Genomic DNA, 14,309 nt, shown 5'->3' on the forward strand with positions numbered 1-14,309 from the left:
GATATACACATGAAAGCGGTAGTAACTGGTATTACAGGTCAAGATGGCGCATATCTCGCTGAGTTATTACTTGAGAAGGGCTATGAAGTTTATGGTACCTATCGTCGTACAAGTTCTGTTAATTTTTGGCGGATTGAAGAGCTAGGTATTGATAAACACCCGAATTTGCACTTAGTTGAGTATGATCTTACCGATCTGTCTGCCAGTATTCGCTTGTTGCAGACAACGCAAGCTACTGAAGTTTATAATCTTGCAGCGCAGAGTTTTGTTGGTGTCTCCTTTGACCAACCAGCAACAACAGCGGAAATAACCGGTATTGGTCCACTGAATTTGTTAGAAGCTATTCGTATTGTTAATACCAAAATTCGCTTTTACCAAGCTTCTACTTCTGAAATGTTTGGAAAAGTTCAGGCAATACCGCAAGTCGAAGAAACTCCATTTTACCCTCGTAGCCCTTATGGTGTCGCGAAACTTTATGCTCACTGGATGACGATTAATTATCGTGAGAGTTACGGTATTTTTGGCTGCAGCGGCATTCTTTTTAACCATGAATCACCTTTACGTGGGCGCGAGTTTGTTACGCGTAAGATTACGGATTCAGTCGCCAAAATTAAGTTAGGCAAGCTAGATATTCTAGAGTTAGGGAATATGGATGCTAAGCGTGACTGGGGTTTTGCCAAAGAATATGTAGAAGGTATGTGGCGTATGCTGCAAGCAGATACTCCTGACACCTTTGTTTTGGCAACTAATCGTACTGAAACTGTGCGTGACTTTGTTTCTATGGCATTCAAGGCTGCAGGTTTCAATTTACGCTTTGAAGGAAAGGATGAAAATGAAATTGGGATTGATACTGCAACTGGGAAGACATTAGTTAAAGTTAATCCTAAGTTCTACCGACCCGCTGAAGTTGAATTGCTAATCGGTAATCCGCAAAAAGCCAAAGATGTTCTGGGTTGGGAGCCTAAAACAAGTTTAGAGGAACTCTGCCAGATGATGGTTGAAGAAGACCTTCGTCGTAACCAACAAGGTTTTTCATTCTGATGAATTTAAATGGCAAACGTGCCCTGATTACCGGTATTCAAGGGTTCACGGGCCATTACATGGCAGCGGAATTATCCGCTGCCGGTTACCGGGTGTTTGGATTAGGATCACAACCATCTGTTGAACCTGATTATTTCCAAGTCGATTTACTTGATGCGGAAAAGCTCAGCGTAATTGTTGAGCAAGTCAAACCTCATCTTGTTGTTCATCTTGCTGCTATCGCTTTTATTGGTCATGGTAATCCGGCGGCTTTTTATGATGTAAATGTTGTGGGAACTAGGAATTTATTGGCTGCTCTGAGTACTGTTGCCAATAATATCGAAGCAGTATTACTTGCTAGTAGTGCGAATGTTTATGGTAATACACAAGAAGGTGTATTGAGCGAGACATCAGCGGTAAATCCAGCCAATGATTATGCGGTGAGTAAATTAGCTATGGAATATATGGCTAACTTATGGTCAGAAAAATTACCGATTATTATCGCTAGGCCTTTTAATTATACGGGTGTTGGACAATCAGCAAATTTCTTACTGCCTAAAATTGTTGCTCATTTTAGACGAAAAGCGAGTGAAATAGAGTTAGGTAATCTAGATGTATGGCGTGATTTTACAGACGTTAGGGCACTTGTTAAAGCTTACCTAGGTCTATTAATAGCCAGACCTATCGGTGAGACAGTGAATGTTTGTTCTGGTAGTGCCTACTCGTTACGTGAAATCATTGGGTTGTGCGAGAAGATAACGCTGCATAATATCTCAATTCGTGTGAATCCAGATTTTGTTCGCGCCAATGAAGTAAAAATACTGTGTGGAAATGCGGGAAAATTACACAGTATTGTGAAGGATTGGAAAACCCCCCCTTTGGAGCAAACGCTTCGTTGGATGTTGGAAGACAAGTAATGCGAGTCATTTTTGGCACTGATGCTATTAAGCACCCATTAACGGGTATTGGTCGCTATACATTTGAATTAGCAAAAGAATTACAAAAAAGCCACGAGCTATCAGAACTTTTATTTTTGCAAGGGAGAAGAGTATTTCAAGTACTCCCTACTCTCAGTCCTAGTCACAGTATCAGTAATGCCGTCGGGATCAGGAACATAGCTAAAAGTAGCAAGGTTTTAAGTGAGCTTTACAGATTTACGGCCCCATGGCTTAAAAAATTGGCGCTCAATAAATATAGTGATTTTATTTATCATAGTCCTAATTTCTACTTGCCCCCGAAGGTCAATAAAGCTGTTGCAACCTTTCACGACCTTTCAATATTCACATGGCCCCAATGTCACCCGAAGGACCGTGTACGATATATGAGAAAGGAGCTGTTGTTAACTTTAAAACGTGCAAATATTTTAATCACTGACTCAGAATTTACCCGTAAAGAACTGGCTGAGTATTTTGATTATCCTATCGATAAAATTGTATCCGCACCTTTAGCCAGCAGTGGTGATTTCTATCCAAGGGACTATACTAACTTGCAGAGCTTAATGGCTGGGTTAGGACTGACCGCTGGGCAATATACTTTATTTACCGGTACTATCGAACCAAGAAAAAATATTGCAACTCTACTGGATGCTTATGAGCGATTGCCTATTGAGCTTCGTTCTCAATTTCCGTTAGTTGTTTGCGGTTTTCCTGGATGGAGTAGTCAAGATTTACATAGACGCTTTGAGCTCGCTGCGCAGCAAGGTTGGTTGTTATATCTTGGCTATTTGAATTCAGATGACTTGCCTTTACTTTTCGCGGGTGCAAGGACATTTTTGTTCCCATCGCTTTATGAAGGTTTTGGTTTGCCTGTGCTTGAAGCAATGGCATCTGGTGTACCAGTTGTCTGTTCTAATGCTGCCTCATTGCCTGAAGTCTTGGGCGATGCTGGCTTGATGTGTGATGCAATGGATGTGGAAGGGCTAACAACTGCTATTATTAGTAGCCTTGTAGATGATGACTGGCGGGTGAAATCAATCGCAAAAGGTTTGATAAAAGCTGAAACGTTCTCATGGAGTCGATGCGCCCAAGATACAATAAGAGCCTATAAGCAGGTATAAAATTATAATGCTAAAAGTATTGCATTTTTATAAGACATATTACCCAGATTCTTTTGGCGGTGTTGAGCAAGTTATTTTTCAGCTATGTGAGGGAGGGGCAAGTAGGGGAATTGATTCAACGGTACTTTCTTTAAGCCGGCGTGGCACAATCACAAATCAGAAAATAGGTTCACATACTGTTTATTGTTCGCCAATAAATCTAGAAGTAGCTTCAACGCCTTTTTCCTTTCAAGCCCTAGAAGACTTTAAAAAACTTGCTCAGCAAGCGGATATTATCCATTACCACTTTCCATTCCCATTTATGGATATGGTTCATTTTGTCGCGAGCTTAAATAAGCCTACAGTAGTTAGTTATCATTCTGATATCGTAAAACAAAAGAATATACTGAAACTGTATTCGCCGCTGATGAACCGATTTTTAGGTGATGTTTCAAAAATTGTTGCTGCTTCACCAAACTATGTTGCCACAAGTGAAACGTTGAAAAAATTTGCCGATAAAGTGTGTGTTATTCCTTACGGTTTGGATGAGAAGTCATATCCAGTTTCAGATCCTGAACGTTTGGCATTTTGGCGTAACAAGTTTGGTCAGCGTTTTTTCTTGTTTGTGGGTGCCTTCCGTTATTATAAGGGCCTACATATCCTAATTGAAGCCGCTAAAAACTCTTCTTATCCTATAGTAATTGTAGGTGCTGGTCCGATCGAGTCCGAGCTAAAAAGGCAAGTGCTAGCACTTAATATAAGTAATATATCCTTTTTAGGAGCAGTGTCCGACGAGGATAAAGCCGCGTTGTTGTCCCTCTGCTATGCGGTGGTGTTCCCCTCTCACTTACGTTCTGAAGCTTTTGGTATCACTTTATTGGAAGGCGCTATGTATGGAAAGCCTTTAATCTCTAGTGAGATAGGAACAGGTACAACCTTTATTAATATTAATCAGAAAACGGGGTTGGTCATACCGCCATCAGATCCAATTGCACTGAGAACGGCGATGGATCAACTCTGGAATGATGTTGAATTAGCTGCGAAATTTGGTGATAACGCTAGAGCTCGCTATTTAGAGCATTTCACCTCAGAGAAAATGGTTTCAAGTTATATAGAACTATATAATGATATTGTTAGTATCTGATAACTTAACTATTAAATTTTATTTATCTCCTGAGATTTCGATTTAAATGTCATTATATTTTCATTAATAAGCACATATTAAATTGCAAACAATTCGCCACATTTTTATGACTGTAATCAGGTACATTTTGTTGTAAGCTTTGATCCCAATAGATGAGATTTTGGAAGCACTCGCCTATTTTTTAAGGATGCTGAATTACACTAAGCAGTTTCACTGCTTAAATTTGGAGAATTATAGCAATGAAGTCTTTGAAAGCAGTCATTCCTGTTGCTGGGCTTGGTACGCGCATGTTGCCAGCGACCAAGGCGATTCCGAAAGAAATGCTACCCGTGGTCGATAAGCCACTTATTCAATATATCGTGAAAGAATGTGTTGCTGCGGGTGTAAAAGAGATTGTTCTCGTCAGCCACTCTTCCAAAAATGCGATAGAAAATCATTTTGATACCTCATTTGAATTGGAAGCTGCGCTGGAGTCGCGTGTTAAGCGGCAGCTTTTGAAAGAAATCAAAAATATCTGCCCACCTGATGTAACCATCATGCAAGTGCGTCAAGGCCACGCAAAAGGGCTAGGGCATGCTGTGCTCTGCGCACAGCCGATGGTGGGTGATAACCCGTTTATTGTTTTGTTGCCAGATGTTTTACTCGATGATGCAACAGCTGATTTAACGAAAGAAAACTTGGCCAGCATGATCAAACGTTTCGATGAGACTGGGCGCAGCCAAATCATGGTAGAGCCAGTGCCAAGAGAAGATGTATCCAAGTATGGTATTGCTGATTGCGGCCATGTGGATTTAGCACCGGGTGAAAGCACCCTGATGACGGCTGTGGTTGAGAAACCTTCAGTGGACGATGCGCCATCGAACCTTGCGGTAGTGGGGCGGTATGTGTTGTCGAAAGATATCTGGCCATTGTTGAAGAAAACCCCTCGTGGTGCAGGGGATGAAATTCAGTTGACTGATGCTATTGCGATGCTGATGGAGCAAGAGCCTGTTGAAGCTTTTCATATGACGGGTAAATCTCACGATTGCGGCGACAAATTGGGCTATATGAAGGCCTTTGTCACTTATGGCGTGCGCCATAATACCGAAGGTGAGAATTTTGTAGCCTGGCTAAAACAGCAAGTTATCTAGCTTCAGCTTTGCGGTTGAATTGAAGAAATTTAAATTCGCTCAAGAAATTTGTAGGTTACTGATGACTAAATTGAAAGCAGTTATCCCAGTTGCGGGCTTGGGCATGAGAATGCTTCCAGCCACGAAAGCCATTCCAAAAGAAATGCTGCCTATTGTTGATAAGCCTTTGATTCAATATGTCGTTAACGAATGTGTTGCTGCTGGTATTAAAGAAATCATTTTAATCACCCATTCATCTAAGAATGCGGTAGAAAACCATTTCGATACTTCTTATGAATTAGAAGCCATGCTGGAAGCGCGTGTTAAGCGCCAGCTATTGGACGAAGTACAATCTATCTGCCCACCGGGCGTGACCATCATGCATATACGCCAAGGCCACGCTGAAGGTCTGGGCCATGCGGTATTATGTGCCAAACCGCTTGTTGGGGATGCGCCGTTTGCGGTATTGCTGCCAGATGTGCTGATTGATGATGCGAAGTCAGACTTAACGCGAGATAACCTTGCACAGTTGGTCAAACGCTTCGAAGAGACTGGAACAAGCCAAGTTTTAGTGCATGCAGTCGATCCTGATGCGTTATCAAACTATTCCGTGATTTCATGCGAGAAATCTGTGCTGGCAGCGGGTGAGAGCAGCCGTATCAAAGCCATGGTGGAGAAACCACAAAGCCCAGCCGATTTAAAATCTAATTTATCGGCTGTTGGGCGCTATGTGCTGTCTGCCAGTATTTGGCCGCTATTGGAAAAAACCAAACCAGGCGCTTGGGGCCGTATCCAGCTGACTGATGCCATTGATGCTTTGGCAGGGGAAGAGCCTGTTGATGCTGTTGCCTTGACGGGAGAGTCATATAACTGCGGTGAAAAGCTCGGTTATATGCGAGCCTATGTTGCTTATGGTTTGCGCCATCCGCAGCAAGGTGCTGAGTTTAAGGCGTGGCTGAAAGAGTTTGTATCCTAAGCCAGTCAGATTTGATATCGGGTCGAGAAGAAAGCAATCTACGGATTGCTTTTTTTTGTGCCTAAAAGCCAGAAAAGAGGTATTACGCTGCCTGTTCACACTTTTTAAGCAAACGTATGCGCACAGCAACTACTCAGTTGTGCTATCTATCGCACCAATCACTACCCAGTGGACATAATCCTGAGTTAACATGTTTCCCACATCAAAAACCTGTTGGCCTCAGGGCCGGTAACAGGTGTCATCCTTCAGACAGGAGTTTTTTAATGTCCAAACAACAGATTGGCGTTGTTGGTATGGCGGTGATGGGCCGTAACCTGGCGCTCAACATCGAAAGCCGTGGTTATTCCGTCTCTATCTTTAATCGCTCATCAGACAAAACTGACGAAGTCGTTGCTGAAAACCCAGGTAAAAATCTGGTGCCGAGCTATACCGTTGAAGAGTTTGTTGATTCACTGGAAAAACCGCGCCGCATCCTGCTGATGGTAAAAGCGGGTGAAGCGACGGATAAAACTATCGCCTCACTGACGCCGCACCTTGATAAAGGTGACATTCTTATTGATGGTGGTAATACCTATTACAAAGACACCATCCGCCGTAATCGCGAACTTTCTGCACAAGGCTTTAACTTTATCGGTACCGGTGTTTCTGGTGGCGAAGAGGGCGCATTAAAAGGTCCTTCAATTATGCCTGGTGGTCAGAAAGAAGCTTACGAGCTGGTTGCCCCAATTCTTGAGAAAATTGCTGCGCGCGCAGACGACGGTGAAGCCTGTGTGGCTTATATCGGTGCTGACGGTGCGGGTCATTACGTCAAAATGGTTCACAACGGCATCGAATACGGCGACATGCAGTTGATCGCAGAAGCCTACTCACTGCTGAAGCAGTCACTGGGCCTGAGCAATGAAGAACTGGCAAGCACCTTTGCTGAGTGGAACAAAGGCGAGCTAAATAGCTACCTGATTGATATCACAAAAGATATTTTCACCAAGAAAGACGAAGCTGGTATTTATCTGGTGGATGTTATTTTGGATGAAGCTGCCAACAAAGGCACCGGTAAATGGACTAGCCAAAGCTCTCTGGACTTAGGTGAGCCACTGACTCTGATTACCGAATCTGTTTTTGCCCGCTATTTGTCTTCCCTGAAAGATCAGCGCGTTGCAGCATCTAAAGTGCTGACTGGCCCTAAAGTACAGCCTTTCGCAGGTGATAAAGCGGAGTTTATCGAGAAAATCCGTCGTGCTTTGTATCTGGGTAAAATCGTTTCTTATGCCCAAGGCTTCTCTCAGCTGAAAGCAGCGTCTGACGAAAATAACTGGGATCTGCATTACGGTGAAATTGCCAAGATTTTCCGCGCAGGTTGCATTATCCGCGCTCAGTTCTTGCAAAAAATCACGGATGCATACGCAGAAAATCCGAAAATTGCTAACTTGCTACTGGCTCCGTACTTCAAGCAAATTGCTGATGAATATCAGCAAGCGCTGCGTGATGTCGTGTCTTATGCGGTACAAAACGGTATCCCAACGCCAACGTTTTCTGCTGCGATTAATTACTACGATAGCTACCGTTCAGCGGTGCTGCCGGCCAACCTGATTCAGGCACAACGTGATTATTTCGGCGCGCATACGTATAAGCGTACGGATAAAGACGGTGTGTTCCACACCGAGTGGTTGGATTAACAGCGTCTTTACGATCTGAGTATTTTCCTGCTTTCGTCACTGATAACGAAAGCAGTATTGTTTTGATATATGCTCAATAAAAAACGCCTTCGGTGATAAACCGGAGGCGTTTTTATTTGCCAGCAAGAAAGCCTTCGACAATTACTTCTCGTGGCGTTCCCGCAGGCGACCAATGACTTTGCTCATATCCAAGTCCTGATCCTGCAACAGCACTAACAGGTGATACATCAAATCTGATGCTTCGTTAGTCAGCTCTTCGCGGTCATTTACGGTAGCGGCGAGGGCCGTTTCGACACCTTCTTCCCCCACTTTCTGGGCAATGCGCTTAGTGCCACTGGCATAGAGTTTGGCAGTATAAGAACTGGCCGGATCGGCTGACTTACGTGATGCTAGCAATTGCTCTAACTGATACAGGAAACTCCAGTCACTGGCCGCAGGCGCGAAGCAACTGTTAGTGCCTAAATGGCAAGTTGGGCCGATAGGATTGACCAGAATCAGCAGAGTATCATTGTCACAATCAGGGTAGATATTGACCACATTGAGAAAATGACCCGAGCTTTCGCCTTTGGTCCATAAACGCTGCTTAGTGCGAGAGAAAAAGGTCACTTTACCGGTTTCTTCTGTCACTGCGAGCGCTTCGCGATTCATATACCCCATCATCAGAACTTCACCGGATACGGCATGTTGAACGATGGCTGGCATTAGGTTGTCGACTTTTTCCCAATCCAATTGGTTCATTTGTTGTTCTGTTAACACACTCTTATCTCCACGCCTTGTTCAGACAAATACGTTTTCAATTCGCCGATATTAATGATTTGCTTATGGAATACAGAAGCTGCCAGCGCACCGTCGACATCCGTATCACGGAAAGCGTCGAGGAAGTGTTCTGGGGTGCCAGCACCGCCTGAGGCGATCAGTGGGACATGGCAAATCGCCCGCATCTGCTTCAACTGACGCAAATCATAGCCGTTACGCACTCCATCCTGATTCATCATGTTCAGTACAATTTCACCGGCACCCCGTAACTGGACTTCTTTAATCCAATCCTCGGTTTGCCACGTAGTGGCTTTAGTCCGCTTTTCATCGCCGGTAAATTGATAAACTTGATAACTGTTACTTTCTGCGTCATGCCAAGTATCAATACCCACCACGATGCATTGTACGCCATAGCGATCAGCCAGTCGGGTGATTAACGTGGGGTCGGCAAGGGCGGGTGAGTTGATGGAGATTTTATCTGCGCCAAAGGTCAATATCTGACCCGCGTCTTCCACACTTTTAATGCCACCTGCGACACAGAAAGGGATATCAATCACTTCCGCAACCCGTGATACCCAGCTTTTATCCACTACTCGGCCATCGGAAGATGCAGTGATATCGTAAAAGACCAGTTCATCAGCGCCTTCTTGCGCATAACGCTGGGCCAGTGGCACGATGTCGCCAATAATCTCGTGGTTACGGAATTGGACGCCCTTGACCACTTGGCCGTCTTTCACATCCAGACAAGGAATTATACGTTTTGCCAGCATGCGATCGCCTCCTTCACGTTAAATTTGCCGTCCAGAAGTGCTCGACCCACAATCACGCCTTGCACACCGCTGCCACGTAAACGGGCAATATCATCCAAGCAACCAATCCCGCCAGAGGCTTGGAACGCCACTTGTGGGTAACGCTGGCAGACTTCCTGATACAGCTCAACATTGGAGCCACTTAAGGTGCCATCGCGGGAGATATCGGTACAGAGCACGTGTTTTAGGCCGAATGGCAAATATCGCTCGACGATCTGCTCCAAGGTGGCATCGGAGTTCTCCTGCCAACCACTGATAGCCACTTGCTTACGACCTGCATCATTAATTCGCACATCCAGCGCCAGCACAATGGCGTCTGGGCCGTAACGCTCAAACCACTGTTGCACCATTTCAGGCTGCTTAACGGCTGTAGAACCGACGACAACCCGTGTTGCCCCTGCTTCTAATAGCGCGACCACGTCTTGCTCATTGCGGATACCGCCACCGACTTGCACCGGAACATCTACGCCCGCGAGCAGCTCACGCAATAGCGGGATCTGGCGGGCTGCGGGGTCTTTGGCACCGGTCAGGTCAACCAAGTGTAATACCTGAGCACCTTGCTGCTGGTAGTCCTGCAAGCGTGGTAGCGGGTGATTGCCATAATCACGCTGCTGACCGTAATCGCCCTGATGCAAACGCACCACTTTGCCTTCGATGAGATCCAAAGCGGGAATAATCATGGTGTTTACATCTCCAGAAAGTTTTTCAGCAATTGAGCACCCGCTGCGCCGGAACGTTCCGGATGAAATTGCACGCCAAAGAAGTTGTCTTTTTCGACTGCGGCGGTAAACGGCTCGCCGTAATTGGCTTGGGCGATGGTATTTGGGCATATTGGCATTGCATATCCGTGCACAAAGTAGAAATAGGTTCCGTCTGGGATACCACGGAACAGATGATTCCCCGCTTGCGCGGTAATCTGATTCCAACCCATATGCGGCAGTGGTAAACCAAAGTCGGTCATCTGTTTCACTGGTGCATCAATGATACCAAGGGTGTTGATGCCACCACTTTCCTCGCTGTGGGTCGCCAGCAGCTGCATCCCAAGGCAGATACCTAATACCGGCTGGGTACAGCTCTTAATCAGCTCAATCAGATCGCGTTCTTTTAACTGATCCATGGCCGCATGTGCCGTCCCCACGCCTGGCAGAAACAATTTATCAGCACGTAACACGATTTCTGGGTCACGGCTGATAACCGGCGCATAACCTAACCGCTGCACTGCATAAGTGACAGAGGAGAGGTTGGCGCAACCGGTATCCAGAATCACCACATTCATCACAACACTCCTTTGGAGCTTGGCAGCGTATTGCCCTCAACACGGATCGCTTGACGTAACGTTCGGCCAAAGACCTTAAACAGGCTTTCTACCCGATGATGATCGTTACGACCTTTGGTTTTCAGGTGTAAGGTGCAGGCCATGGCATAAGAGAGGGAACGGAAGAAGTGTTCGACCATCTCAGTGCTCAAGTCCCCAACACGTTGGTAGTTAAATTCTGCTTTGTATTCCAGATGCGGACGGCCGGAAATATCCAGCGCACAACGTGCCAAGCACTCATCCATTGGCAGCACAAAGCCAAAACGACCAATCCCACGCTTATCCCCCAGCGCATTGTTGATAGCCTCGCCTAATGCCAGCGCAGTATCTTCCACCGTGTGATGGTCATCAATATACAGGTCACCACTGACCTGTATATCCATCCGGAAACCACCGTGAGTGGCGATTTGATCCAACATATGGTCGAAGAAGCCGACACCGGTTTTGATCTTGCTGCCGCCTTCGCGGTCCAACCAGACATTCACGTCAATCGCCGTTTCTTTGGTGACGCGATTCACGTGAGCATGACGGTCACGTTCGGTCAGTTGCTTGGCGATTTGTGACCAGTTAAGGCCGTCACGCTGGTAACGTAAGCCACTGATGCCCATGTTTTTCGCCAATTGCAGGTCTGTTTCACGGTCACCTATCACATAGCTGTTAGCACTGTTCATCACGCCTTCCGCGAGATAGCGCTCAACCAACGCCGTTTTAGGTTTACGGCAAGCGCAATGGTCTGCGGGTAAATGTGGGCAAATCAAAACTTGCTCAAAATGAATCCCCTGAGAGCTGAAAATCTGCATCATCAGGTCATGAGGGGGATCGAACGTTTCCTGAGGGAAGCTGCTCGTGCCCAAGCCATCTTGGTTGGTGATCATCACCAAACGGTATTCTGCTTTTTGCAGTGCCAGTAATGCAGGGATCACGTCTGGCTCTAGTGCCAGTTTGTCCAACCGATCAACTTGATAGTCTTCTGGTGGTTCGGCTATTAAGGTGCCGTCGCGATCAATAAATAGAAATTTCTGGCTCATATCGTTTCCTTACGCAGGCTGGCAATATTGGTATTGTTCGGGCTATCAACACCGGGCAGGGGAGCAAGGGCTGCAATCACTCGCTCACACTCCTGACGGGTGCCGATGGTAATGCGCAGGCAGTTGGATAACCCCGGCTGCTTATTTTGGTCACGCAGAATAATGCCCTGATCCCACAGCGTTTTGAACACGCTGCTAGAGGCGGTCATACGCACCAATAAATAGTTACTCTCGCTGGTAAACACCTCTTCAACGCAGGCGCAGTCTTGCAAAGCATTTTTCAGCCATTCACGATTAGCTTTTACTTCGTTCACCCGCTGGCGCATTTGCTCTAAACCTTGAGGGCTGAGCGCTTGTGCCGCGATATCGGCCACGGGGGTGGATAGCGGGTAGGGGGCAATCACTTTGAGCAGCAGTTGGATAATATCGCTATTTGCCAAGGTAAAGCCACAGCGAAGACCAGCCAATGCAAAGGCTTTCGATAAGGTACGCAAAATGACTAAATTCGGATAATCTTTTAGCCAACTGCTCACAGAGGCTTGCGGGCAGAACTCAATATAAGCTTCATCGATAGCCACAATCGCGCGGCCTTGCGACAATTCCAATACTTCACGTAGGTCGGCTGGGTTGATTAGATTGCCCGTCGGGTTATTGGGGCTACAAATATAAATCAGCTTGACCCGATCGAGGCTGTCTTTAATCGCCGGTAAGTCGAGTTGCCAATCTTCTTTGGCTTGCACGGTACGTCGTTCTACCCCGAAGGTTTCGGCGCTCACGGCATACATGCCATAAGTGGGTGGGCAGAATAGAATGGCATCTTGGCCCGGCTCGCAAAACGCGCGGATCAGTAGCTCAATTCCTTCGTCAGCACCACGGCTCACCAATACTTGCTCAGGTGCTAAACCGGCGTAAGCAGCATAATGCTCAATCACTAACTTGGGCTGGCACTCAGGGTAACGGTTGAAGGTTTGTGCCGTCAGTTGATATTCAGTGGCCAGCGGATACTCGTTGGCATTAAGCCAGACGTCGCCATTGCCACCTAAACGGCGGGCTGACATATAAGGGGTCAACGCGCGGACATTGGCGCGGGCCAAATCAGTGATGTTGGCAGACTTGCTCATGCTTGATCCTCATTAGTGGCTGTCAGGGCAGCGACGCGTAGGGTAACGGCGTTTTTGTGGGCGGTCAGTTGCTCGGCCTGTGCCAGTGTTTCGATAGTCGGTGCCAGACCCAGCAAGCCCTGTGGGGTTAACTGTTGCACGGTCATGCGCTTAACAAAATCGGCTAGACCCAAGCTGGAATAGGTTGAGGTATAACCATACGTCGGTAACACGTGGTTGGTCCCTGAAGCATAATCACCGGCAGATTCCGGTGACCAATCCCCCATAAAGACCGAGCCAGCATTATCGATTTGGTCGATAATCGCTTCTGGCTGACGTATTTGCAGAATCAAGTGTTCTGGGCCGTACTCATTACTGATATCGATACATTGCTGCAAATCTTTGGTGATGATCAAACGGCTGCTTTCCAGTGCTTGGCGTGCAATATCTGCCCGCGATAACACCGCCAGTTGTTGTTCAACTTCCACGGCGACAGCTTGCGCAATAGCGGCATCTGGCGTTAACAATACCACTTGTGAATCAGGCCCATGTTCGGCCTGAGACAATAGATCAGAGGCAATAAATGCCGGTGTGGCACCGCTATCGGCGATAACTAACACTTCTGATGGACCCGCAGGCATATCGATTGCCGCGCCATCAAGGCGTTGGCTAACTTGGCGTTTCGCTTCGGTGACATACGCGTTGCCCGGCCCAAAGATTTTATTCACTTTCGGTACCGTTTCGCTGCCAAAGGCCATCGCAGCAATGGCTTGCGCGCCACCAATCTGGAACACTTCTTGAATCCCGCACAACTGCGCTGCATACAAAATTTCATCAGCAATCGGTGGCGGTGAACATAAAATGACACGCTGGCAGCCGGCAATACGCGCGGGGGTACCGAGCATCAGCACGGTAGACAGCAGCGGGGCTGAGCCACCGGGGATATATAAGCCGACGGAGGCTATCGGGCGGGTGATTTGCTGGCAACGCACGCCCGGTTGAGTCTCAACATCCACCACTGGCATTTTCTGCGCGTTGTGGAAGATTTCAATGTTGCGTACCGCTTGCGCCATTGCTTGCTTGATATCATCGTTCAAACGCGCAGCGGCAGCGGTTATCTCTTCTGCACTGACACGGATATCGGCAACTTGCACCGCATCAAAACGTTGACTGAAATCACGCAGGGCACTATCACCCTCGTTTTTGACCCGATCCAGTATCTCGCTGACCGCGCTAGTAATTCGATCTGATGCATTAATGGCTGGGCGGCTCAGCAGCGCTTTTTGCTGTTCTTCACTGCATTGCTGCCAGTCGATTAGGGTATTGAAATTCGTCGGCTGCATC

The 14,309-nt window shown here is 46.8% G+C and carries 14 protein-coding genes; 7 read left to right on the top strand and 7 right to left on the bottom strand.

The features are described from left to right. Nucleotides 1–9: 9 nt before the first annotated feature. From gmd to gndA, 7 genes are all read left to right on the top strand, one after another. Nucleotides 10–1,041 (top strand): GDP-mannose 4,6-dehydratase, encoded by a 1,032-nt coding sequence (gene gmd / locus DA391_RS07890; protein WP_050079896.1) that lies wholly within the window; start codon nucleotides 10–12, stop codon nucleotides 1,039–1,041. Continuing rightward, a complete protein-coding gene (locus DA391_RS07895; RefSeq protein WP_050286330.1) occupies nucleotides 1,041–1,937 on the top strand; it encodes a GDP-mannose 4,6-dehydratase in 897 nt (298 codons plus the stop codon). Before gmd ends, DA391_RS07895 begins: the two co-directional genes overlap by 1 nt. Beyond that, nucleotides 1,937–3,076: a glycosyltransferase family 4 protein gene (locus DA391_RS07900; RefSeq protein ID WP_108087517.1), complete on the top strand. Its 1,140-nt coding sequence runs from the start codon at nucleotides 1,937–1,939 to the stop codon at nucleotides 3,074–3,076. The genes DA391_RS07895 and DA391_RS07900 overlap by 1 nt, the downstream gene beginning before the upstream one ends. A 7-nt stretch (nucleotides 3,077–3,083) precedes the next feature. Then, nucleotides 3,084–4,199 carry a glycosyltransferase family 4 protein gene (locus DA391_RS07905; protein WP_050286331.1) on the top strand — a complete coding sequence of 372 codons (1,116 nt, stop codon included), beginning with the start codon at nucleotides 3,084–3,086 and terminating at the stop codon, nucleotides 4,197–4,199. Nucleotides 4,200–4,438: 239 nt separating this feature from the next. After that, entirely contained in the window at nucleotides 4,439–5,329 is an 891-nt protein-coding gene (gene galU / locus DA391_RS07910) for a UTP--glucose-1-phosphate uridylyltransferase GalU (RefSeq protein WP_050079892.1), read from the top strand. 61 nt (nucleotides 5,330–5,390) lie between these two features. Beyond that, nucleotides 5,391–6,284, top strand: a complete 894-nt coding sequence (gene galU / locus DA391_RS07915; RefSeq protein ID WP_050079891.1) for a UTP--glucose-1-phosphate uridylyltransferase GalU — start codon at nucleotides 5,391–5,393, stop codon at nucleotides 6,282–6,284. A 263-nt stretch (nucleotides 6,285–6,547) separates the two neighbouring features. Then, entirely contained in the window at nucleotides 6,548–7,957 is a 1,410-nt protein-coding gene (gene gndA, locus DA391_RS07920) for an NADP-dependent phosphogluconate dehydrogenase (RefSeq protein ID WP_050286332.1), read from the top strand. Between the two features lie 141 nt (nucleotides 7,958–8,098). Here gndA and hisIE read toward each other — a convergent pair whose 3' ends face one another. From hisIE to hisD, 7 genes are read right to left on the bottom strand one after another with little or no spacing between them, the layout of a single operon-like run. Beyond that, nucleotides 8,099–8,713, bottom strand: a complete 615-nt coding sequence (hisIE, locus tag DA391_RS07925) for a bifunctional phosphoribosyl-AMP cyclohydrolase/phosphoribosyl-ATP diphosphatase HisIE (RefSeq protein WP_050872721.1) — start codon at nucleotides 8,711–8,713, stop codon at nucleotides 8,099–8,101. Then, nucleotides 8,707–9,483 (bottom strand): imidazole glycerol phosphate synthase subunit HisF, encoded by a 777-nt coding sequence (gene hisF / locus DA391_RS07930; RefSeq protein WP_050286333.1) that lies wholly within the window; start codon nucleotides 9,481–9,483, stop codon nucleotides 8,707–8,709. Before hisF ends, hisIE begins: the two co-directional genes overlap by 7 nt. After that, nucleotides 9,465–10,202, bottom strand: a complete 738-nt coding sequence (gene hisA, locus DA391_RS07935) for a 1-(5-phosphoribosyl)-5-[(5-phosphoribosylamino)methylideneamino]imidazole-4-carboxamide isomerase (protein WP_050872716.1) — start codon at nucleotides 10,200–10,202, stop codon at nucleotides 9,465–9,467. Before hisA ends, hisF begins: the two co-directional genes overlap by 19 nt. 5 nt (nucleotides 10,203–10,207) lie before the next feature. Beyond that, nucleotides 10,208–10,798: an imidazole glycerol phosphate synthase subunit HisH gene (gene hisH / locus DA391_RS07940; protein WP_050079887.1), complete on the bottom strand. Its 591-nt coding sequence runs from the start codon at nucleotides 10,796–10,798 to the stop codon at nucleotides 10,208–10,210. Continuing rightward, complete coding sequence (hisB, locus tag DA391_RS07945) at nucleotides 10,798–11,865, bottom strand: bifunctional histidinol-phosphatase/imidazoleglycerol-phosphate dehydratase HisB (RefSeq protein WP_050079886.1); 1,068 nt, start codon at nucleotides 11,863–11,865, stop codon at nucleotides 10,798–10,800. Before hisB ends, hisH begins: the two co-directional genes overlap by 1 nt. Then, nucleotides 11,862–12,986 carry a histidinol-phosphate transaminase gene (gene hisC / locus DA391_RS07950; protein WP_108087518.1) on the bottom strand — a complete coding sequence of 375 codons (1,125 nt, stop codon included), beginning with the start codon at nucleotides 12,984–12,986 and terminating at the stop codon, nucleotides 11,862–11,864. Before hisC ends, hisB begins: the two co-directional genes overlap by 4 nt. Next, nucleotides 12,983–14,308: a histidinol dehydrogenase gene (gene hisD / locus DA391_RS07955; RefSeq protein ID WP_057650566.1), complete on the bottom strand. Its 1,326-nt coding sequence runs from the start codon at nucleotides 14,306–14,308 to the stop codon at nucleotides 12,983–12,985. The genes hisC and hisD overlap by 4 nt, the downstream gene beginning before the upstream one ends. Between the last annotated feature and the right edge of the window lies 1 nt (nucleotide 14,309).

This window comes from Yersinia massiliensis (genome assembly GCF_003048255.1).
In the GTDB taxonomy this organism is placed as follows: Bacteria; Pseudomonadota; Gammaproteobacteria; order Enterobacterales; family Enterobacteriaceae; genus Yersinia; species Yersinia massiliensis_A.